The 20,891-nt window shown below is 75.1% G+C and carries 13 protein-coding genes; 8 read left to right on the top strand and 5 right to left on the bottom strand.

The window, feature by feature from the left end:
* Positions 1-565 precede the first annotated feature (565 nt).
* Positions 566-3,115 (bottom strand): hybrid sensor histidine kinase/response regulator, encoded by a 2,550-nt coding sequence (locus WMF31_RS24810; RefSeq protein WP_436604315.1) that lies wholly within the window; start codon positions 3,113-3,115, stop codon positions 566-568.
* Between the two features lie 412 nt (positions 3,116-3,527).
* Between WMF31_RS24810 and WMF31_RS24805 the strand changes: the two genes are divergently transcribed.
* Genes WMF31_RS24805 through cheB form a run of 7 tightly spaced genes read left to right on the top strand, consistent with a single transcriptional unit; the run spans position 3,528 to position 13,168 of the window.
* A complete protein-coding gene (locus WMF31_RS24805) occupies positions 3,528-3,911 on the top strand; it encodes a response regulator (protein ID WP_436604314.1) in 384 nt (127 codons plus the stop codon).
* The gene (locus WMF31_RS24800; RefSeq protein WP_436604313.1) at positions 3,908-5,941 is read left to right on the top strand and encodes a chemotaxis protein CheA; all 2,034 of its coding nucleotides are present in this window, start codon (positions 3,908-3,910) and stop codon (positions 5,939-5,941) included. Before WMF31_RS24805 ends, WMF31_RS24800 begins: the two co-directional genes overlap by 4 nt.
* Positions 5,938-6,375: a chemotaxis protein CheW gene (locus WMF31_RS24795; RefSeq protein ID WP_436604312.1), complete on the top strand. Its 438-nt coding sequence runs from the start codon at positions 5,938-5,940 to the stop codon at positions 6,373-6,375. The genes WMF31_RS24800 and WMF31_RS24795 overlap by 4 nt, the downstream gene beginning before the upstream one ends.
* A complete protein-coding gene (locus tag WMF31_RS24790; protein ID WP_436604311.1) occupies positions 6,365-8,902 on the top strand; it encodes a methyl-accepting chemotaxis protein in 2,538 nt (845 codons plus the stop codon). The genes WMF31_RS24795 and WMF31_RS24790 overlap by 11 nt, the downstream gene beginning before the upstream one ends.
* Positions 8,899-11,256, top strand: a complete 2,358-nt coding sequence (locus tag WMF31_RS24785; protein ID WP_436604310.1) for a HEAT repeat domain-containing protein — start codon at positions 8,899-8,901, stop codon at positions 11,254-11,256. Before WMF31_RS24790 ends, WMF31_RS24785 begins: the two co-directional genes overlap by 4 nt.
* A complete protein-coding gene (locus tag WMF31_RS24780; protein WP_436606594.1) occupies positions 11,256-12,080 on the top strand; it encodes a CheR family methyltransferase in 825 nt (274 codons plus the stop codon). The genes WMF31_RS24785 and WMF31_RS24780 overlap by 1 nt, the downstream gene beginning before the upstream one ends.
* Before the next feature lie 29 nt (positions 12,081-12,109).
* Positions 12,110-13,168: a chemotaxis-specific protein-glutamate methyltransferase CheB gene (gene cheB, locus WMF31_RS24775; RefSeq protein WP_436606593.1), complete on the top strand. Its 1,059-nt coding sequence runs from the start codon at positions 12,110-12,112 to the stop codon at positions 13,166-13,168.
* Here the strand turns inward: cheB and WMF31_RS24770 are convergent.
* Positions 13,146-13,574 (bottom strand): Ku protein, encoded by a 429-nt coding sequence (locus WMF31_RS24770; protein WP_436604309.1) that lies wholly within the window; start codon positions 13,572-13,574, stop codon positions 13,146-13,148. The genes cheB and WMF31_RS24770 overlap by 23 nt on opposite strands.
* A 221-nt stretch (positions 13,575-13,795) precedes the next feature.
* Here WMF31_RS24770 and WMF31_RS24765 point away from each other — a divergent pair, with 221 nt between their 5' ends.
* Positions 13,796-14,395, top strand: coding sequence for a cysteine hydrolase family protein (locus tag WMF31_RS24765; RefSeq protein WP_436604308.1), 600 nt, complete (start codon positions 13,796-13,798; stop codon positions 14,393-14,395).
* 84 nt (positions 14,396-14,479) lie between these two features.
* Here the strand turns inward: WMF31_RS24765 and WMF31_RS24760 are convergent, their stop codons facing one another.
* The 3 genes from WMF31_RS24760 to WMF31_RS24750 all read right to left on the bottom strand — a co-directional run bounded on the left by WMF31_RS24760 (position 14,480) and on the right by WMF31_RS24750 (position 20,862).
* Positions 14,480-15,025 (bottom strand): DUF3341 domain-containing protein, encoded by a 546-nt coding sequence (locus WMF31_RS24760; protein WP_436604307.1) that lies wholly within the window; start codon positions 15,023-15,025, stop codon positions 14,480-14,482.
* Positions 15,026-15,046: 21 nt separating this feature from the next.
* Positions 15,047-15,514, bottom strand: coding sequence for a BON domain-containing protein (locus WMF31_RS24755; protein WP_436604306.1), 468 nt, complete (start codon positions 15,512-15,514; stop codon positions 15,047-15,049).
* 287 nt (positions 15,515-15,801) lie between these two features.
* Positions 15,802-20,862, bottom strand: coding sequence for a sigma 54-interacting transcriptional regulator (locus WMF31_RS24750; RefSeq protein ID WP_436604305.1), 5,061 nt, complete (start codon positions 20,860-20,862; stop codon positions 15,802-15,804).
* Positions 20,863-20,891: the final 29 nt, after the last annotated feature.

Below are 20,891 nucleotides of genomic sequence, written 5' to 3'. Positions count from 1 at the left end.
TTCCTGGTCGGAGCGACCTTCTCGAGCGTGCCGCCTTCGTCGTCGCAAGAGCGATCCAGGCACATGCGAGATACAGGTCCAGCAACCAGGATCGAGCGAGCGTGATCCATGCGGAGCACCGGCTGCCGATGCCGCCTGAGCCGCCCTGATCGCTGCTGCTGCTGGACTGGCCACCGGCTGTGGCCGACCTGCCTCCGGCGCTCCCCGCGCTGTCGCCCGGGGTGCCTGGTTCATCTCCTCCTCCGTCGCGCGGCTTCGTCCTGCTCGAAGGTCCCAGGGGGAATTGTGAACGTTCACATGCTGGTGTCAATCAAAATTGACCGGCGCGCGACGCTCCTCGATCCGGCCGGGGGGCGCAGCGGCGGCCGGTCGCGGTGGCCATGGACGCGGTGCTGGCACGGCTGCGGGAAGTTGCCCCTGATCAGAAGAAGAACCGCCATGGCGCCAACGACGCCAAGAAGAGAGGGAAGGGTTGTCCCTCCATTTTCCCCTTCTACTCCCCTGGTTTCCTGGCGCCCTTGGCGTCATGGCGGTTCGCCTCTCGGCCCGACTTCCCGCAGCAGCGCTAGCGCCACCTCGGACCGGAGAGGTTCGCGAGCACCGCGAGCAGCTCCGCCGGCTCGATGGGCTTGGGCACGTGGGTGTTGAACCCCGCCCGCAAGGCCCTCATGCGGTCCTCCGTGCGCGCATAGGCCGTGAGCGCGACCGCCGGGACCCGCCGGCCGCTCGCCGCCGGGAGCGCCCGGATCTTGCGGATCAGCGCGTAGCCGTCCTCGCCCGGGATCGCGATGTCGGACACCAGCACGTCCGGCTGGAGCGCCTCGAACGCGAGCATCGCCTCGGCCGTCGTCTCGACGGACGTCACGTGCGCGCCGCACTGCTCGAGCATCGTGACGAGCAGCTCGCGCGTGTCCTCCTCGTCGTCCACCACGAGGATGTGCATCCCGTCGAGGTCCGCGCGCGCGTCGACCTCGACGGAGGCGCCCGGCGAGACGCGCCTCCGGCGCCCCCTGTCGAGCCGCTGCTCCGCCGCGAGCGGCAGCCGGACCGTGAACGTCGCGCCCCGGCCGGGCCCGTCGCTCGTCGCCTGCGCCGTGCCGCCGTGCAGCTCGACCAGGCTCTTCACGATCGTGAGCCCAAGCCCGAGGCCCCCGTGCGTGCGGGTGGTGCCGCTCTCGGCCTGCCGGAACTGCTCGAAGACATACGGCAAGAACGCCGGATCGATCCCCTGGCCCGTGTCGGCCACGACGATCTCGGCCGACGCGTCGACGCGCTCGAGCCGGATGCGCACGCTCCCCCCCCGCGACGTGAACTTCACGGCGTTGCTGAGGAGATTCCAGATCACCTGTTGCAGCCGGCCCGCGTCGCCGGCGACGGGGCCCACGCCGGGGTCGAGCACGGGCTCCAGCCGGACCCCCTTGGCGTCGGCGGCCGGCCGCACCACCTCGAGCGCGGCCTCGATCACCGAGACGAGCTCGATGCTCTGGACGTCGAGCCGGAGCTTGCCGGCCATGATCCGCGAGATGTCGAGCAGGTCGTCGATGAGCTGCGCCTGCGCCAGCGCGTTGCGCTCCACCGTCTCCAGCGCCTTCTCGCGGCGGTCCTCGGGGAGCTTGCCGGTGCGCAGCATCCGGATCCACCCGAGCACGGCCGTGAGCGGCGTGCGGAGCTCGTGGCTCATCGTGGCCAGAAATTCGTCCTTCAGGTGACTCGCGGTCTCGGCCTCCCGCCGCGCCGCCTGCGCCGCGGCGAGCAGGCCCTGTCGCTCCTCCTCCGCGCGCTTCTGCGCGGTGATGTCGAAGAACGACGACACGACGCCGGCGATCGAGCCGTCCGGGCGGTGGAGCGGCCGCGCGTTGACCGAGAGCCAGAGGACCGCGCCGTCCGGCCGCTCCATCCCGAGCGGGACGCCCGACCGGGGCTCTCCGGTCCGGAGCGCGACCTCCGCGGGGGTCATCTCGAAGCGAAAGGGCGAGCCGTCCTCGTGGATCAGCCGGGCGGACCGATCCAGCGTCGTCGAGCCGACGATCTGCGCCATGGGCAGCCCGAGGATCCGCTCGGCGCTCGCGTTCGCCGTGCGGATGACGCCGCGCGCGTCCTGGAGCGTGATGCCCTCCTCGAGCGCGCTGATGATCACGCGGTACCGCTCCTCGCTGTCCCGGAGCGCCCGCTCCGCCTCGATCGCGTCGGTCTCGTCGCGCGTGATCAGCACGGCGCCCGCGGGCGATCCGTCCGCGTGCCGCAACGGTGACGCCGTCCCGGCGAGCGCGCGGACCGCGCCGTCGGGGCGCGCCACGAGCCAGCGCGCGCTCTCGACCCGCTCGCCCCGGAGCGCGCGGCGGAGCGGGTTCTCGTCGTCCGAGAGCGGGCGGCCGTCCAGCCCGCGCAGCGCGCGGCCCGCCACCAGCGCGTCGATGGCGGCGACCGCGTCCTGCCCGACGACGCCGTGCTGCCGCTGGGCCTCGGGGTTGCAGACGCAGAGCGCCCCGCGCTCGTCCGCCGCCATGATGCCGTCGCCGCTCTGCTCGATGAGCGCGCGCAGGAGATCCCGCTCCACGGCCGCGGCCCGCTCGGCCCGCTCGGCCCGCTCGCGGAGCCGCTTCGAGCGGATGAGGGCGCCGACCCGCGCCGAGAGGGCGGCCGCGGGGCACGGCTTGACCACGTAATCGTCGGCGCCCGCGCTGAGCCCCTCGACGAGGTCCTGCTCCTGGCCGGCCACGGTCAGGATGAGGATCGGGAGCCCGATCGTGGCCGGGCATGACCGCAGGAGTCCGCAGATCTCCGTGCCGGACATGGCTGGCATCATCTGGTCGAGCACGAGCACGTCCGGGAGATCGTGCGCCGTCATGTGCTCGAGCATCATCACGGCGTCCGTGAAGACGTCGACCTCGTACCCGGGCGCGAGCGCGCGCGCCGCCATGTCGGCCTCCAGCGGAGAGTCGTCGACGATCCACACGCGCGCGCGCGCCGTCCCCTCGCCCCGCGCGGGCCCCGCGCTCGCGTCCCGGGCTCCCCGGGCGCCTCGCCCGCCTGCCTGCGGCGAGCGCCGCGTCGGAGCGGTCTCCTCCCGCGCCGCGTCGGTGAACATGAAATCCATCGAGGTGCGCCGGTTCATGGTCCTCCAGGAGCAGCGAGAGCCGCGTGCGCCGCTGTCCCCGGTGCCGTCATTCGGGCGTGCGCCGCCGGGCGAGCAGAGATCGATTGTCTCATCAACAGTCCTTGCCGCGCAGTCTCATCTGAGCGAGGGCGCGCGGAGACGCAAGCCCGTTACAAGAAAAGTCTCGCGCCGCCACGCGCCGCGCAGCCCGTTCGAGCGTCGCGGCGAGGTCGTCTCGACCCCGCCGGCGCTCGCTCCAGCGATGCGCGATATCCAGTGCCGCGGCCGGGCCGAGCGCGCTCTGCTCTACCTGCTCCGGGGCCGTCCTCGGGTCCTGTCCGACGGGAGTTTCCTGATTCTCCCCGAGCACTTCCACGTGTGATTGACACTCCGCGGAGCGCCTGGCTATTTGCTGGTTTCGAGCACCGCTGTGACAGAGATCCTCGTCGTCGATGACAGCCGGGTGATGCGTGAGATGGTCGTGGCGTGCCTGCGGGCCGAGCAGTACACGTTCGCGCACGCGGCGAGTGGGCTCGAGGCGATAGAGACGCTCTCGCTCAGGCCGTTCGATCTCGTGGTGTTGGACCTGAACATGCCCGACATCGGGGGACTCGAGGTCATCGAGTTCATCCGTGGTCAGGACAAGCTGCGGAGCCTGCCGATCCTGGTCGTGACCACCCGGGGTGATGAGGAGTCGAGGGCCCGGGCGCTCGGCGCGGGGGCCTCGCAGTTCATGACGAAGCCGTTCACGCCCGAGGCCATCCAGGCCAGCGTGCGGTCGCTCCTCGGGAACGACGCCCCGAGCCCCGGGTGAGCGGCGTGCTCGACGTCAACGAGTTCGTGGCGGGCTACCTCGTCGAGGTGGAGGAGCACCTCTCCGCGTCGACCGCGAACCTCCTCGCCGCCGAGGCGGCCATCCGCGCCGGGGAGCCGACCCCGAGGGCGATAAGGGAGCTGTTTCGTTCGCTCCACACCATCAAGGGCCTGTCGGCGATGGTCGGCGTGGAGCCGATCGTGGACATCGCTCATGCGATGGAGACCGTGCTCCGGGCGGCGGACCGGGCGGGCGGCGCGCTCTCCGCCGGCTCGATCGATGTGCTGGTCCGCGGGCTCCGGGCCATCGAGGAGCGGACCCGGGCGCTCTCGGCCGGGCAGCCGGTGCCGCCCGCGCCGGCCGCGCTCGTCGACGCGCTGTCCGCGCTCGAGGTCGCCGTCGCGCCGCCCGCGCCCCCGCCGTCGATCGGCGTCGACCCCGAGATCCTCGCGAAGCTCGGGCCGGGCGAGCGGGTGCAGCTCGCGCAGGGCGTGGCGGGCGGGCGGCGCGCGCTGCGGGTCGACTTCATCCCCTCGCCGGCGCGCACGGCCGAGGGGATCAACATCACGAGCGTCCGCGAGCGCGTCGGCAGGATCGCGGAGATCGTCAAGGTCGTCCCGCTCTCGGTGCCGGCCAGCGACAGGGCGCCGGGCGGCATCGCGTTCGCGCTGCTCGTCCTCACGAGCGCGCCGGACGAGGAGCTCGCGAGGGCGGCGGCGGCGGACAGCGTCCGCCCGCTCGCCGTGGCGCCGGAGGTCCCCCTGGCCGTCGCGGCCCTGACCGAGCAGGCGCTGGACGAGCCGGTGGACCGGGAGCCGCAGGTCCGCGGCGTCGTGCGCGTCGACGTGGCGCGCCTCGACGACGCGCTCGACAAGCTGTCGGCGCTGGTCGTCACGCGGTTCCGGCTCGCCCGGGCGGCGGCGGACCTCTCCGCCCGCGGCGTGGACATCCGCGACCTCTCCGAGATCCTGCGCGAGCACGACCGCCAGCTGCGCGATCTGCGCGGCGCGATCATGCGCTCGCGCATGATCTCCGTCACGGAGCTTTTGGAGCGCGTCCCGCTCGTCGTGCGCGGCCTCGGCCGCGCGACCGGCAAGCAGGTGCGGCTCGAGATCGACGCGGGCAAGGCGGAGCTCGACAAGTCCGTCGCGGAGCGCATCTTCCCGGCGATCGTGCACCTGCTCCGCAACGCGGTCGATCACGCGATCGAGGCGCCCGCCGAGCGGCGCCGGCTGGGCAAGCCCGAGGAGGGCGTGGTCAGGGTCACCTGCTTCGAGCGATCGAACAACCAGCTCGAGCTCAGCGTCGGCGACGACGGCCGCGGCGTCGATCGCGATCAGGTGGCGCGGCGGGCGGGCCGCCCCGTGCCCGACAGCGACGCGGCGCTGCTCGAGCTCCTCACCCTGCCCGGGCTGTCGACGCTCGACCAGGCGACGAAGACCAGCGGCCGCGGGCTCGGGATGGACATCGTGCGGCGCGTCGCCGTCGAGCAGCTCGGCGGCGAGCTCTCCGTGAGCACGGCGCGGGGCGCCGGCACCACCTTCACCCTCCGGATCCCGCTCACGCTCACGATCGTCGACGCCTTCTCCTTCCTGTGCGGCGACCAGCCGTTCGTGACGCCCGTCGCGGGCGTCGAGGAGGTGATGGAGATCGATCCGGCCCGGATCGTGCGCGGCCCGGCGCCGAGCCGGCGCGGGGGCGGGACGGACCTGCTCGATCGCCGCGGCGAGCCCGTGCCGCTGTGGAACCTCGGCGCGCTCTTCGAGCTCGGGGCGCCCGCGGCGAGGAGGGCGCTCGTCGTGCGGCGCAACGGCGCGCCGTTCGCGTTCGGCGTGAGCCGCGTGCTCGGGCAGCAGGAGGTCGTGGTGCGGCCGCTCGAGGATCCGCTCGTCAAGGTGCCGGGCATCTCCGGCTCGACGGACCTCGGCGACGGCCGGCCGACGCTCGTCCTCGACCTCGTGGCGCTCAGCGGCAGGCTCTCCGCCGGAGCGGGCGGCGGGCGCGGCGGCGCCATGGTGGTGGCCTCATGAGCGATCTGCACGTGGTGCTGAAGGTGGCCGACACGGAGTACGTCATCTCCGCGGCGGACGTGCTGCACGTGGAGTCGTACTCCGGCGCGACCCGGGTGCCCGGGACGCGGGGCTACGTGGGCGGCCTCATCCAGATCCGGGGCCGCGTCGTGCCGGTCGTGGCGCTGCGCGCGCGCTTCGGGCTGCCGAGCGTCGAGCCCACGCTCGACTCGCGTGTCATCGTCGTGCAGCACGGCGGCCGCACCGTGGGCCTGCTCGTCGACAGCGCGCGGGAGGTCGTCAACATCGCCGCCGACGAGCTCAGGCCGCCCCCCGAGATCATGGCCGAGGAGAGCGCCGGGTTCGTCCGGGCGGTCGCGCAGCTCGGCAAGCGGCTCGTCATGCTCGTCGACGTCGGCAGGGTCATCGGTGAGGAGCAGGATCATGGCAGGTGAGGCAATCGCGGACATCGACGGGGCGCTCGCGCGGGCGGAGCAGGCCGAGCGCTCGTTGCGCCAGGGGATCACGAGCGTGACCGCGATCGAGCAGGCGGCCGCGCGGCTCGCCGCCTCCGGCGCCGAGCAGGCCGCCGCCGGGAAGGAGCAGGGGGCCGCGGCCGGGTCGCTCGCGGGCGGGCTCGAGGAGGCCGGGGCGGCGGCGCAGGCGCTCGCGCGATCGGAGCAGCGGCTGAGCGGCGCCATCGGCGACGCCGCGCAGGGGCTCCAGGCGACCGCGGGCGGGCTCGAGGCGCTCGGCCCCGCGCTGTCGATTGTGAAGGCCGACGCCGACACGCTCGGCGCCTCCGCGGAGACGACCGCGGTGACGCTCGAGGAGATCGCCCGCTCGGTGAAGGGGGTGAGCGCCAACGCCGAGGAGCTCGCGACGTCGAGCGAGGAGCTCCTCGCCTCCGTCAGCCTGACGAGCGGGAACGCCGAGGAGGTGGCGGCCCGCGGCGAGAGCAGCGCCGCGGCGCTCGAGGAGATCGCGGCCACGGTCGAGGAGATGTCGAAGGGCGTCGGGCGCCTGTCGGCCGACGCCCGGGGGGTCGGGCAGCAGATCTCGACCATGGCCGACGCGGCGGCGGGCGTGAGCGGCGGCCTCGGGCGCGTCGCGAAGGACGCCGGGGAGATGGCGAGCGCGGTCGAGGAGACCGCCGCGACCGCCGAGGAGATGGCGCGGTCGATCCGCGGCGTGGCGGAGAGCGCGAGGGCGCTCGACGCGAGCGCCGGGACGACCGCGAGCACGATCACGGAGATCGCGACCTCGGTCGAGCAGGTCGCGGTGACGGCCGAGAAGAACGCGGCGACCATCGAGGCCAACGCGGTCGCCACCGAGGAGCTCGCGCGCACCGCGCAGCAGGTCGCGCAGAGCGCCGAGCAGATCAGCGCGCTCGCGGCCGGCAACGCCGCGGCGTCGTCCCAGGTCGAGGCCGCGACGCGGAGGATCGTCTCCATCGTCGACGGCGCGCGCGTGACCGCGGAGCAGGGCGTCGCGACCGCGCGCCAGGGCGCGGCCACGGTCGGCAGGTCCATCTCCGGCCTCGGGAGCATCCGGCAGGCGATGGTCGACTCCGCGTCGGTCATGAAGGAGATGGGCCGGCGCGCCGAGGAGATCGGCGACATCGTCCAGACGATCAACCTGATCGCCGACCGCACGAACCTCCTGTCGCTCAACGCCAGCATCGAGGCCGCGCGGGCAGGGGAGCACGGCCGGGGCTTCGCCGTCGTCGCCGAGGAGATCCGGAACCTCGCGGACCGGGCCGCCGTGTCGAGCGCCGAGATCGCCAAGATCGTCCGCGCGCTCCAGACGAGCGCCCGCGAGGCGGTGGCCGCCTCGACCGAGGGCGTGAAGGTCGCGGACGAGGGGACCCGGCTCGCGGGCGACGCCGAGCGGGCGCTCGCGTCCATCCTGCAGGGGGTCGAGGAGCTCGGCCGGTCGATCCGCGAGATCGACCGGGCGAACGGGGAGCAGGTGCAGGCGGTGAGCTCCCTGGCCCAGACCGCCGCGCGCATGAGCGACGAGGGCAAGACGATCGCGCGCTCCGCGGCCGAGCAGACCAAGGCGATCCAGGCGCTCGCGCAGGGGAGCGCGCAGATGCGCAACATGGCCCGGCAGACCAGGGAGGCCACGGCCGAGCAGGCGGGCGCGCTGCGCGACGCCGTGCGGGCCAACGCGCAGCTCACCCAGAGCGCCGAGCGGGTGTCGCGGGCGATGGACGAGCAGGCGGTCGCGGCGTCCCAGCTCGCGAAGGTCGCCGCGCAGATGCGCGCGCTGACCAGCCAGACCAACGCCGCGCTGACCGAGCAGACGCGCGCGCTCTCCGGGATCGCGGCGGGCACGCAGGAGGTCGCGGGCGCGGCGCAGCGGATGATCGCGGGCCTCGCGGAGCAGGCGGGCGGGGCGGCCGAGATGGCGCGCGCGATGGACGAGATCCGCAAGCAGACGGCCCAGTCGGCCCGGGGGATCGCCGAGCAGGCGCGGGCCACGAAGCAGATCGAGGCGTCCGCCCAGAAGGTCGCGAGGCTCGCGGCCGCGGTGACCGCCGCGACGGCGGACCAGAGCGCGGCGACGTCGGCGCTCGCGAAGGAGGGGGACGCGGTGCGCCGGATCGCCCGGCAGACGGCGCGGGCGGTCACCGAGCAGGCGGAGGCCGTCACGGCGCTCGCGGCGGGGGCGTCCCGCCAGGTGTCGGCGCTCCAGGCCATCGCGCGGTCGGCCGTCGAGCAGTCGGCCCGGAGCGAGGAGCTCGCGGGCGCGCTGTCCCGGCTGCGCGACCCGCTGCGGGATCTGCTCGCCTCCGCGACCAGGCAGGCGAGGGACGCCGGCGCGGTCGCGGCCGACGCCGGCTACGTGCTGGAGCAGGTCGGCAGGATCCGGCACGTGAGCGCCGAGCAGGTGGACGCGATCGCGGGCGTGGCGGCCGCGATCGCGTCCCTCAAGGCGAACGGCCAGCAGGCGAACGCGCCGCCGGAGACCGCATGATCGCGCGGCGGCCACCGCTCGCCGCCGCGGGGGCGGAGCGGCAGCGCGTCGAGCAGGTCGATCGGCTCGCGGCGTCCGGGCCGCCGGGCGTGCCCGCGCTCGTCGAGATGCTGGCCGACCCGAGCTGGACCGTGCGGCGGAGCGTCGTCGCGTCGCTCGCCGCGCTCGGCGACGCGGCGGTGCAGCCGCTCTGCGCGTGCCTGCGCGCGCGGCGCGACAGCGAGGCGCGCATCGCCGCCGCGATGGACGCGCTCGCCGCGTCCCTCGGGGACGTGGACGCCGCCGTGCTCGCGCTGACGCTCGAGCCTCACCCCGCGGTCGTCGCCGACGCGGCGCAGATCCTCGGCCGCCGCGGCAGCGCGAGCGCGGTCCCCCGGCTCGCGGAGCTCACGTCGCACCCGGACGACAACGTGGCCGTCGCCGCGATCGAGGCGCTCGGGCGCGTCGGCGGCAGGGCCGCGGTGGACTCGCTCGTCGACGCCGTGAAGAGCGGCAACTTCTTCCGTGTCTTCCCGGCCATCGACGTGCTGGGCCGGAGCGGCGATCCGCGCGCGATCGGCCCGCTGTCGGCCCTCCTCGACGACCCGCAGTACCTCCTCGAGGCGGCGCGGGCGCTCGGCCGCACCGGGAGCCGCGCCGCGGTGGCGCCGCTGACGCGCCTCTTCGCGCGGCCGAGCGACGCGGTCGCGCGCGTCGCCGCCGTGGCGCTGGCCGAGCTGCGCGAGCGGTACCGCGAGCGCTACGGGACGGTCGAGCCGATCGACGACGCGCTGCGGGGCGAGTCGCCCGCGCCGGGCGCGGCGCGGCGGCTGATCCACAGCCTCGCGGGGGCGGATCCGGGCGAGCAGGCGATGATCTGCGCGGTGCTCGGCGCGATCGGGGGCGACGACGCGCTCCTGCACCTGACCCACCTGCTCGACGCGGCGCCCGCCGTGGCGAGCGCCGCGGCGGAGGCGCTCTTCCGGCTCTGCCGGAGCGCGGACGCCCGGGTGCTCGCGGCGCTGCGCGAGGGCGACAGCGCCCGGCGGCTCCTCCTGCTGCCGCTCGTGAAGGGCTCCGCGGCCGCGGCCGACGTCGAGCGCTGCCTCGAGGATCCGGACCCCGAGGTCCGCGCCGCGGCGTGCGACGCGCTCGGGCGCATCATGGATCCCGGCTCGGCGCGCGCGCTGTTCCGGCTCCTCGACGACCCGAGCGCCCGCGTGGTCCACGCCGCGATGGGCGCGATCCAGGCGCTGGGCGGCGCCGAGGTCGAGGCGCTCGCGCTCGAGGCCGCGCGCGGGGGGACCCCGGCGGCGCGGCGGGCGGCGCTCCGGATCCTCGCCTACTTCGCGCCGCGCCCGGCGCTACAGGTCTTCATCGACGGGCTCCGCGACGCCGACCTGCGCGCGCGAGAGCGGGCGATCCACGGCCTCGCGTCCTTCTCGGAGCCCGAGGCGCTCGACGCGCTCGTCGCGGTGGCGTCCGACGCGTCGGAGCGGATCCGGGCCGTCGCGATGCGGGCGCTCGGGCAGGCGCAGCGGGAGCCGCGCGTGATCGCGGCGCTGCTCGAGGGGCTCCGCGACGAGGACGCCTGGGTCCGCTACTTCGCCTGCCAGTCGCTCGGAAAGCACGGGTGGGAGCCGGCCGCGGGCGCCGTCGCCGAGCGGCTCCAGGACGAGAGCGGCCAGGTGCGCGTCGCGGCGATCGAGGCGCTGTCGGGGATCAAGGGCGAGCTCGCGACGGCGGCGCTCGAGGAGGCGGCCCGGGACAGCGACACGGACATGCGGCGCTCGGCGCTGATCGGGCTCGGCATCGCCGGGCGGGAGGAGTCGCTGCCGACGCTGCTCGGCGCGCTGTCGTCCGAGGACGTGGCGACCCGGCTGGTGGCGACCTCGGCGATCTCCGGCTTCTCGTCGCCCGAGGTCCTGCCCGCGCTCGTGCGGGCCGCGGGCGACGCCGACGAGAGCGTCCGCGCGGCGGCGACCGGCTTCCTCGCGGCGCGGCCCGGGGACGACGCGACGCGGGCGCTCGTCGCGCTCCTCGTCGCGTCCGAGGCGAAGGGCCCGCTGCTCGGCGCGCTGTCCACGCCCGCGCCGGGGCGGATCGAGGGCATCCTCTCCGCGCTCGCGACGGCGGACGACGAGCTCGCGCCGCTGCTCACCTCGGCGCTCGCGCGGATGCGGCTGCCCGCGGCGAACGCCGCGCTCCTCGAGGCGCTCCGGCTGCCGCGCGCGCCGGCGCGGAAGGCGGCGGCGACCACGCTCGCCGCGGTGCCCACGAAGGAGGCGTTCGCCGCGGTCGAGCTCGCCTCGCGGACCGACCCGGACCCGGAGGTGCGCCGGGTGTCGAGCTCGCTCCTGTCGCAGTGGGCATGATGAGCCGCCTCCCCTTCTCCTCGCAGCTCTTCGCGATCTTCAGCGCGCTCATCGCCGAGAAGGCCGGGATCCACTACGACGCGGGCGAGCGCGAGCTGCTCGGGGACAAGCTCTCGGCGCGCGCCCTCGAGGCCGGCTTCGACTCGCTGCTCGATTACTACTACTACCTCCGGTACGACCCGGAGGGCGCGGCCGAGGTCGACGCGCTGATCGACGCCCTGGTCGTGGGCGAGACGTACTTCTTCCGGGAGCTCCCGCAGCTCGAGGTGACGATCGCGGAGGTCATCGCGCCGCGCGTCGCGGCGGGGCAGCGGCCGCGGATCTGGTCGGCGGCGTGCGCGAGCGGCGAGGAGCCGCTCACGATCGCGATGCTCCTCGCGGAGCGGGGGCTGCTCGACCGGGTGGAGATCGTCGCGAGCGACATCAGCGCGCGGGCGCTCGCGCGGGCCCGCGCCGGCGTGTTCGGGCCGCGCTCGCTGCGCAGCAACGCGCCGCCGCCCGCCTTCGCCGGCCGGTGGCTCTCGGTGACGCCCGATCGCATCGCCGTGAGCGCCGAGCTCCAGCGGGCCATCACGTGGCGGCGGATCAACCTGCTCGACGCCGCCGAGATCGCGTCGCTCGGGCAGTTCGACGTCATCGTCTGCCGCAACGTGCTCATCTATTTCCACGACAACACGGCGCGGTGGGTGATCGGGAACCTCTCGGGGGCGCTCGCCGTGGGCGGCTTCCTCCTGGTGGGCGTCTCCGAGTCGCTCCTCAGGCTCGGCACCGCGCTGGCGTGCGAGGAGCGGGGCGGGGTATTCCTCTACCGGAGGACGGCGTGATGAAGGGCCGACCGAGCCCGGGGGACGGCGTGACGATGGGCCGGCCGATCCGCGTGCTCGTCGTCGACGACTCCGCCTTCGTGCGCAAGGTGCTGCGGCAGGTGCTCACCGCGAGCCGGTCGATCGAGGTCGTCGACGTGGCGGCGGACGGCCTGGACGCGCTGGAGAAGATCGCGCGCCACAGGCCGGACGTCATCACGCTGGATCTCGTGATGCCGAACCTGGACGGCATCGGCGTGCTCGCGTCGCTGCCGCGGGAGGGCGCGCCGCGGGTGGTCGTGGTCAGCAACGCCGAGGCGGACAGCGAGCTCGGCGTGCAGGCGCTCCAGCGCGGCGCGGTCGACATCGTCGAGAAGCCCACCTCGCTCGCGACGGACCGCCTCTACGCGCTCGCGGACGAGCTCGTCTGCAAGGTGACCGCCGCGGCCGTGGCGCGGGTGCAGCCGGAGGCGCCGCGCGCGCGTCCGGCGCCGGTCGTGCCCTTCGCGATCCCCGCGGAGGGCCGGGCGCGCGTGATCGTGGTCGGCGCGTCCACGGGCGGCCCTCAGGCGCTCACGCGGCTGCTCGCGGCGCTGCCCGGCGAGCTCCCGGTCCCCGTCGTCATCGCGCTGCACATCCCCCCTGGTTACACGGAATCGCTGGCTCACCGCCTGGACGAGGCGAGCGCGCTCTCGGTGGTCGAGGCGTCGGACGGCCTCGAGCTGCGGCCTGGGCTCGCGGTCCTCGCGCGCGGCGGGACGCACCTCCTTTTGCAGCGCAGCCGGGAGGGCGCCGCCGTGCGCTTCGGGCAGGCGCCCGAGGCGTCGCTGTACCGGCCGTCGGTGGATCTGCTGTTCCGGAGCGCCGCGGCGGCGTTCGGGGCGGGCGTGCTCGGGGTCGTGCTGACGGGCATGGGGGACGACGGGCTCGAGGGCTCGCGCGCGATCCACGAGGCGGGCGGGGAGATCCTCGTGGAGTCCGAGTCGTCGTGCGTCGTGTACGGCATGCCTCGACGCGTGCTGGAGGCCGGGCTCGCGGCGGCCGAGTCCCCGATCGACGCGATGGGCGCGCTCATCCTCCGGTACCTCATGGGACGGGAGGCTGGTTGAGGCGCGTCCGGACGCGACAGGTCGAGTCGCCCGCGGGGGACCACTTCCTGTTCTGCGATGCGGGCGCGAGGTAGTACGGCCTGTCGAAGTCCATCGGGTCGATCTCGGCCCCGTCCACGAAATCGAGGATGTCGACGGTCTGCGTCGCCTCGACGTTCGCGCGGCGGAGGTCCTCGTCGGAGATCACCACGTACTCGCCGTCCTCGTGAGGGTAGCCCCGGACGATGTCGTCCCAGCTCACGGGCTCGCCCGTCTCGCGGTTCACGCGCTCGTAACGGATCGGCGTCATGCTCCGCCGGTCGAGCTGCGTGAAGTGGAGCTCGTCCGGCGCTTCCGCCGGGTAGAGGGCGACCGGGATCTGAACGAGCCCGAAGCTGATGCTGCCTTTCCAGATGCTGCGCGGCATGCGCTCTCCTCACGCAAGCGGCCCACTCGAGGGCTGCGAACGCGCAGCCATGCAAGCTGGCGGCCGGGCGCCTGCGCCGCCCGGCGCGGCCCCTCGCCCTCGTCCTGGCCGCACTCGAGCCCTCGGGGCCGGACGCCCGAGGTCGCCATTCGCCACGGCGGCCGGGCGGGTGGCGATCGCTGCCCCGCGCTCCCAGCGCGGTTGTATAACGACCGCGCGATATGTCTCGTCGAAGCCACGACCTCCACGGATCCGCGCCGGACAGCAGCCGGACCGCGCTGCTCCTCATCGACGTCATCAACGACCTGGATTTCCCGGCGGGCGATCGGCTCCTCGCCCACGCGCTGCCGATGGCGCACCGCATCCGGGCGCTGAAGCGGCGGTGCCGCGACGCCGGCATCCCCGCCGTCTACGTGAACGACAACTTCGGTCGATGGCAATCGAACTTCCAGCGGCAGATCGAGCACTGTCTGAGGGATGGATGCCGCGGCCGGGACATCGCGGCGCTGCTCCAGCCCGAGGACGACGACTACTTCGTGCTCAAGCCCAAGCACTCGGGCTTCTACGGCACCACGCTGGAGATCCTGCTCGAGGCCCTCGGCGCGCAGACGCTCGTGCTCACCGGCATGGCGGGGAACCTCTGTGTGCTGTTCACGGCCAACGACGCGTACATGCGCGATTACCGGCTGATCGTCCCGTCGGACTGCATCGCCTCGGAGGACGAGGAGGACAACCGGTATGCGCTCCGCCAGATGGAGCGCTTCCTCAAGGCCGACATCTCGCCTGCCCATGGAATCGACGTCGAGCGACTGCCCGCCTGACGCGCCGGTGGGGGGGACCGGGCGCCGGCGGGCAGCCGCTCTCCGTCACGCGTGACGCTCACCCGTCACGCCCGCGCGTCGCGTTCAGGCGACCGCCCTGTCCTTCGACGAGATGCCCTCCTCGGTGACGACGGCGACGTCGGTCGCGCCGCAGCGCTCGAAGATCTGTTTGGCCAGGCTGCGCTCGTTGCTGTTCTCCACGTGGACGGAGAGGAGGATGTTGCCCCCCTTGATCTTCCCCTCGTACTGCTTGGCCTCGACCTCGGGGATGCCGAGCCCGATCAGGGCGCCGGTGATCCCGCCGAGCGCCGCGCCTGCGGCGGCGCCGCTCAGCGCGGCCATGATGGGCCCCGCCGCGATGAACGGCCCGAGCCCGGGGATGGCGAGCGCGCCGATGCCCGCGAGCAGGCCGAGGGTCCCGCCGAGCGCGCCGCCCGCGCCCGCGCCCGCCGTCGCGCCCTCGGGCGCCTTGGTGTTCTTCTCGTGCGCGAAGTCCCGCGTGCCGTGCTTGTCGGGGAAGAGCGCCGAGATGTCGCTGGTCAAGAAGCCGGCGCGCTGCAGCTCGCCGACGACGATGTCTGCCTGAGAGAGGCTGCTCACGAGCCCCAGGACTGCCTTCTTGGTCGCCATGAGTTCTTCCTTTCGGACTGATCAGTCCACGTCGACTTCGAGCTGGTTGTCGACCTCTTTCACGCCAGGGATCTTCTGTGCGATCGCGGCGATCTCGGCCTTCTCCTTGTCGCTCTTCACCGGGCCGCGCAGCGTGACCACCTGCCCCTGGGTGATGATCTTGACGTTCTTTGCGTTCATCGACAGCGCGTCGCTGTCCATCACCGCCTGACGGATCTTCTGGGTGATCGTGCGGTCGGCCTCGCTCTCGCCCTGATCCCCGGGGGTGAGCGCGGTCGGGTCGCGATCGCGATCGTTCTTCTCCGTGTTGTCGGCGGCGGCCGGCGTGGGGTTGTTCGCCCGCTGGGCGATCTCCCCGGGCACCGTCGCCGGGCTCTCTCGCGCCGCCCCGGTGTCGTCGCTGCCCGGGCGGGGCGTGCCCTCCGCCCTGTCGCAGCCAACCGCGGCAGCGAGCGAGAGAGACATCATGAGCAAGAGTTTCGTGTTCATGCCGGGGCGCCTTCGCAAGCCGCGGGCCATGTCGCGCGGAGGGCGCCTGTCGGGTCCATTGCTGTGGTCGGGGCGGATCGGTATCCCGCGTTGCGTCGTGGGATGAGATGTCTTTTCAGCGATTCCGCGCCGCGGCGCAAAAGGCCTGCGCGCGCGCGAGCGCGGCGCAATGCGCGTGAGCGGGCCCATCCGCTCGTGGCATGCCGGACCGCCCCACGTGAGGCGAAGTGCCCCGTGCCGGCGCCGCGATGAGGCGGATGAGGCTGGAGAGGCGCGTATTCCGGGGATCAGCGAGGGCGCTCGATGCCGAGGCGGCGGAGCTTGCGATAGAAGGTCGCTCGGGACATTCCGGCCTCGCGCGCGGCCTGCACCGCGTTCCAGCCGGTCCGGTCGAGCGCGTCGAGCAGCGCGGCCCGCTCGTCGGCGTGAGGCCTCGGCGCGCCGCGGCCGCCGCCCTCGCGGGGGCGGGGGAGATCCACGTCGTCGGGGCCGATCTTGCGGCCATCGCAGAGCACGACCGCCTTCGTGATCACGTTCTCCAGCTCGCGCACGTTGCCGGGCCAGCGGTGCTGGCCGAGGCGCCGCAGCGCCTCGCGGGAGAGCTCGGGCGCCGGACGGCCGAGCTGCTCGGCGGCGCGGCGCACGAAGTGGAGCGCGAGCTCCGGCAGGTCCTCCAGCCGGTCGCGCAGCGGCGGCAGGCGGATCTGGACCACGGCGACGCGGTAATAGAGGTCCTCGCGGAAGCGCCCGCGGGCGGCCTCGACGAGCAGGTCGCGGTTCGTGGCGCAGACGAGGCGGAAGTCCACGCGCACCGCCTCGGCGCTGCCGACCGGGCGGACCTCGCGCTCCTGGAGCACCCGGAGCAGCTTCGCCTGCACCTCGAGCGGCATCTCGCCGAGCTCGTCGAGGAAGAGCGTGCCGCCGCGGGCCGCGACCACGAGGCCGGTGCGGTCCCGGTCGGCGCCCGTGAAGGCGCCGCGCACGTGGCCGAAGAGCTCCGACTCGAGCAGCGCGGCGGGCAGCGCGGCGCAGTTGATCCCCATGAACGGGCCGGCCTTGCGCGGGCCGGCGAAGTGGATGGCGCGCGCGACGAGCTCCTTGCCGGTGCCGCTCTCGCCCGTGACGAGCACGCTGACCGGCGTGTCGACCACGCGGTCGAGCGTCGCGAACACCCCGCGGATCGCGGCGCCGCGCCCCACGATGGCGCCGTAGTCGTAGCGGTGCTCGAGCGCCTGCTGGCGGACCAGCACCTCCTCCTGCAGGCGGCCGATCTCGGCGGCCTGGCCGCGCAGGAGCTCCTCGACGCGGCGCCGCTCGGCCTCGAGCTCGGCGGTGCGGCGGCGCAGGTCCGAGACGAGGCGCGCGTTGCGCACGGCGAGCGCGACCTGGTCGGCGAAGGCGAGGAGCAGGTCGACGTCCTCGGCGGCGAAGCGCGCGCGACGGAAGCGGTTGTCGAGGTAGAGGGCGCCGAGCACGCCGTCCGGCGAGCGGATGGGGACGGCGATCACGGAGCGGAGCCGCATGGCGTGCACCGACGCGTGCTCGCGGAAGCGCGGGTCCTCCTGCGCGTCGACGGTGACCACGGGCTCCTGCGCCTCGATCGCGCGCTCGGCGATGCCGTAGCTGAACTTGAGGTGGCTCCTGCCGACCTTCTCGCGGTCGACGTTGCGCGCGACCGCGACGCGGAGCTCGCCGCCCGGCTGCTCGAGCAGCAGGAACCCGCGCTCGGCCGCCGTGAGATCGATGGCGGCGTCCATGGCCATGGCGAGGATGTCGGCGATCTCGACGGAGGAGTTGAGCTTGCGGAAGACCGCGAGGAGCCGCTCGAGCTTGGCCGCGCGCTCGGGGAGCTGCGGCGCCGGGGCGACGCCGGGCGCGGGCGGCGGGGGCCGCGCCGCGCGGCGGCGGGGGTGCGTCCAGAACGCGTGGGCCAGGGCCTCCGGCAGCGAGCGGGCCATGGCGGCCCAGGCGGAGGTCGCGCGCTCCCGCTGCGCGGCGGCGGCCTCGGCGTCGCCCGCGGCGTCCCCGGCGTCGGCGAGCGCGAGGCGGACGTCGGCGACGAGGTCGGGCTGCGCCGCGCGCTCGGCGAGGGCGAGGGCGCGCTCGAGGCGCTCGCGCGCCGCGGCGAGATCGCCGCCGCGCAGGGCGAGCCGGCCCTCCAGCAGGGCGGTGCGCGCGCCGAGATCGGGCGCCTCCAGGGCGGCGCCGTGCGCGCGCGCCCGGGCGAGGGCGCCGCGCGCGTCGTCGAGCGCGCCCTCCTCGGCCCCCTGGACGGCGCGCGCGAGGTGCGCCCGGCAGAGCTCGAGCTCCTCCTCGACGACCTCGCGCTGCGCGCCCTGCGCCTCGAAGCCGCGCCGCGAGCGCTCGAAGCGGCGCGCGGCCTCCGCGGCGTCGCCAGCGGCGAGCGCGCAGTCGCCCAGGACGGAGATCGCGGCGGCGGCGAAGAACGGCGCGCCCCGGCGCTCGGCCTCGGCCTGGACGCGGGCGGCGATGCGGGCGGCGCGCTCGAAGGCGCCGACGTCGGCCCAGAGCTTGGCCAGGTCGAAGTCGAGGACGAGGGCGAGGTCGGCCTGGCCGAGGGCGGAGGCGAGGCGGGCGCCGCGCTCGTAGGCGGCGAGGGCCTCGCCGAGCTCGCCCGACTGGTGGCAGGCCGTGCCCACGTTGAGGCTGCTGCGCGCGACGAGGTCGCCGAGGCCGTGCTCCTCGGCGGTGGCGAGGGCCTGGCGGTAGCCGGCGAGGGCCGCCTCGACCTCGCCGGCGCGGAAGGCGTCGATGGCCTGGTACGAGAGCGCGCGCACGAGGGCGCGGGGGGCGCGGCGGTCGCGGTGCAGGCCGGCGGCGAGGCCGAGGTGCAGGCCGGCGAGGCGGCGCTCGCCGAGGTAGCTCGCGGCGACGCCGACGTCCTCGTGGAGGCGCGCGAGCACCTCGGGGTCGTCGCACGAGGCGAGCGCCGGCTCGGCGCGGGCGCGCGCCTCGGCGTGGGAGCCGAGGCGCAGGAGCGCGCGGCTCGCGAGGTCGGCGGCGGCGGCGCGCTCGCGCGGCGTGGCGGCCTCGGCGGCGGCTTCCTCGAGGCGGGCGAGGGCCGCGGTGGGGTCGCCGAGCTCGAGGAGGCAGGCGCCGAGGAGGACGAGGGCCTGCCCGCGGCGGGCGCCGAGGTGGGCGGCCTGGGCTTCGTCGAGCAGGCGCTCCAGCACATCGCGGGCCCGGGCGGCGCGGCCGCCCCGGTGGAGGGTGGCGGCGATCTCGAGCCGCGTGTCCGCGGCCGTGAGCGCCTCGAGCAAGGCCTCGGCGGCGGCGACCCACGGCCGGGGGGCCGCGTCGCGCTCGGCGCGGCGATCGAGGAAGAGGCGCTCGGCGGCCGCGGCGTCGCCCGACAGGGCGAGGTGCAGGACCGCGCAGGGGGCCAGCGAGGCGGTGGCGGGGGAGGGGGAGACCTCAACCTGGGAGACCTCAACCTGGGTCGGTCGGACCTCAACCTGGGTCGGTCGGACCTCAACCTGGGTCGGTCGGACCTCAACCTGGGTCGGTCGGACCTCAACCTGGGTCGGTCGGACCTCAACCTGGGTCGGTCGGACCTCAACCTGGGTCGGGTCGGCCTCAACCCGGGTCGGTCCGGCCGCCTCCCCCTGCGCGAGCCTCGCGACGAGGGCGGCGGCCACGCGCGCGTGCGCCCCGCGCACCGCCTCGCTGCCCAGCGCCTCCAGCAGCGCCGCGACCGGCCCCGCCCGCGTCAGCGTCCAGCCGCCCGCGGCGCGCGCGGCCACGCCGCGGGCGGCGAGCTCGGCGAGCTGCGCGACCGGGATCCCGAGCCAGCCGACCTCCTCGTCCGGCACCGCGCCCCCCCGCACCGCCAGCGTGGCCACCGCCTCGCGGAGCGCTCCCCGGAGCCCCCGCAGCCGCAGCGCATACCGCGCGCTCGCCCCTGGCGTCGTCGCGTCGAGCCCCCCCACGTCCCCGCTCTCCGCGAGCCGCCCCGCGGCCACCACCAGGTCGGCGGGCCACCCGCCGCTCGCCCGGAGCACGGCCTCGGTCGTCTCGCCCATGCCGATGTCCTCCATCCAGCGCTGCACCGCCTCGCGCCCGAGCGGCGGCAGCGGCACCTCGCGCGCGCCGCGCCCCGCCTCCGCGGCCACGACGGCGAGCGGCGCCCGCGCCCCCGCCTGCGGCACGCGCTCGGCCGCGATGACGAGCACCGGATCCTCCGGCCCGAGCAGCCGCACCAGCGCCTCGAGCATCTCCCGGTCGGCCCCGCTCACCTCGTCGGCGTCGTCGAGCACGAGCACCAGCGGCTCCGCCCGCGCCCGCGCCAGGCGCTCGTGCGCGCGCAGGGCCCCCAGCGCCCCCGCGGGCAGCGCCTCCTCCCCGGTCGCGCGGCCGAGCATCGAGGCCACCGGCGATCCGGCCCGGGCGAACCCCTCCACGGTCGGCATCCTGAGCTCCGCGCGCCACTTCGCCTCGCGCAGGATGCGGCTCTTCCCGCAGCCCGGCTCCCCGGCGAGCACCAGCAGTCGCGGGCCGCGCTCCCCGCGCTCGAGCGCGTCGAGCGCCTCGGCCACGGCGCCGAGCTCGGCGTCGCGGCCGACCACGTGGGGCGGCTCCGGCGGCGGCGGGGCGAGCGCGCGCGGGCAGGCGCCCACCCAGTCGAGCACCTCGCCCGCGTCGGCCGGCCGGTCGCGCGGCTCGGGCCGGAGCAGCCGCTCGACCAGCGCGCCCACCGCCTCCGGCAGCGGCCCCGCGAGCCGCGGCGCGATCGCGCGGAGCGTGCAGCCGAGCGAGAACAGATCCGCGCGCCCGTCGGCCGGCTCCCCGCGGATCACCTCGGGCGCGAGGTAGCCCTGGGTCCCGGAGACGGCCTCGCCGGGCCTCCCGCCCACCCGCGCCGCGCAGGAGAGATCGATGAGGACCGCGCGCCCCGACGCGCCGACGAGGATGTTGGCCGGCTTCACGTCGCCGTGCCGGATGCGCGCGCGGTGGAGGAACCGCAGCGCGTCGAGCACGTCCACGATCGCGGCCCGCACCGCCTCGAAGCGCCGGCCCGTCACGAACTCGTCGAGCGGCGCACCGAGCACCGCCTCCGACGTGAAATAGAAGCGCGGCTCCCCGGCTTCCCGGAGCATACCGAAATCGTGCACGCGGACGAGGTGCGGGTGAAAAAGGCCCGCCAGCATCCTGAACTCGCCCCGGAACGCCGCCCGCTCCGCGCTGCGCGCCGGACCGAGCAGCTTGAGACAGATCTCCCGCCCGAGCGCCTCGTCGCGCGCGAGCCACGCCGTGGCGAGGCCCCCCCGCCCCAGCGGCCGGATCAACCGGTAACGACGAGCGACCAGTGCGCCTTCCGCGGGGGTCATCGGCACAGTGTCTCATGACTGTGCCAAGT

The organism is Sorangium sp. So ce1036 (assembly GCF_051369805.1).
Lineage (GTDB): Bacteria > Myxococcota_A > Polyangia > Polyangiales > Polyangiaceae > Sorangium > Sorangium cellulosum_F.
Note: the sequence above shows the minus strand (reverse complement) of the source record. Positions and strands in the feature narration are given on the sequence as shown.

What these genes read in the sequence shown, in the direction of transcription:
- WMF31_RS24810 (WP_436604315.1), bottom strand. Translation starts at nt 3,115, where the DNA reads ATGAACCGGCGCACCTCGATGGATTTCATGTTCACCGACGCGGCGCGG.
- WMF31_RS24795 (WP_436604312.1), top strand. Translation starts at nt 5,938, where the DNA reads ATGAGCGATCTGCACGTGGTGCTGAAGGTGGCCGACACGGAGTACGTC.
- WMF31_RS24790 (WP_436604311.1), top strand. Translation starts at nt 6,365, where the DNA reads ATGGCAGGTGAGGCAATCGCGGACATCGACGGGGCGCTCGCGCGGGCG.
- WMF31_RS24785 (WP_436604310.1), top strand. Translation starts at nt 8,899, where the DNA reads ATGATCGCGCGGCGGCCACCGCTCGCCGCCGCGGGGGCGGAGCGGCAG.
- WMF31_RS24780 (WP_436606594.1), top strand. Translation starts at nt 11,256, where the DNA reads ATGAGCCGCCTCCCCTTCTCCTCGCAGCTCTTCGCGATCTTCAGCGCG.
- WMF31_RS24770 (WP_436604309.1), bottom strand. Translation starts at nt 13,574, where the DNA reads ATGCCGCGCAGCATCTGGAAAGGCAGCATCAGCTTCGGGCTCGTTCAG.
- WMF31_RS24765 (WP_436604308.1), top strand. Translation starts at nt 13,796, where the DNA reads ATGTCTCGTCGAAGCCACGACCTCCACGGATCCGCGCCGGACAGCAGC.
- WMF31_RS24760 (WP_436604307.1), bottom strand. Translation starts at nt 15,025, where the DNA reads ATGGCGACCAAGAAGGCAGTCCTGGGGCTCGTGAGCAGCCTCTCTCAG.
- WMF31_RS24755 (WP_436604306.1), bottom strand. Translation starts at nt 15,514, where the DNA reads ATGAACACGAAACTCTTGCTCATGATGTCTCTCTCGCTCGCTGCCGCG.
- WMF31_RS24750 (WP_436604305.1), bottom strand. Translation starts at nt 20,862, where the DNA reads ATGACCCCCGCGGAAGGCGCACTGGTCGCTCGTCGTTACCGGTTGATC.